Origin of the sequence: Marinomonas sp. SBI8L (genome assembly GCF_001624705.1) — a bacterium.
Lineage (GTDB): Bacteria > Pseudomonadota > Gammaproteobacteria > Pseudomonadales > Marinomonadaceae > Marinomonas.
Map to the genome: position 1 here is coordinate 1 of NZ_JSEO01000054.1, position 401 is coordinate 401.

1 protein-coding gene is annotated in these 401 nt (G+C 44.1%); it reads right to left on the bottom strand.

Features of this window, described 5'->3' with window-relative positions; translation table 11 throughout:
- A partial coding sequence (locus OA91_RS24505; RefSeq protein ID WP_197477873.1) for a hypothetical protein occupies positions 1–401 on the bottom strand: 401 nt, incomplete at both ends.

Genomic DNA, 401 nt, shown 5'->3' on the forward strand with positions numbered 1-401 from the left:
TCCAGTGCATCAATGTCACCATCGATAACCGCAGTGCAAAGGGCGTCTTGAATTGGACTGAGGGCCGTTTCGTCTAAGTCTGCTGTATCTTGAGGGAGAAACTCTTTAAGGGCGTCAGTGACATCACTTGCTGCGTTTTTGGCTTTATCTATCGTATTGCCGTAAAAGCTGAGCATATCCACATCCTCAAGTGTGTTGCTAAGCTCAGCAAGGTAATCATTTAGTTGTTGATTTGAGGTCTCTGTGATTGCACTGATTTCGATGTCGTTTAATTTCTCTAGCGTGTAATCAGCGACTTTGTTAATGGTATTATCAAGTGCAGTCTCTAATTCGGCATAAAGGCTATCCAGCTCTGCTTGGTTATCGACGGCTTCTCCAAAACTTATGCTGGCTTTGGCGTT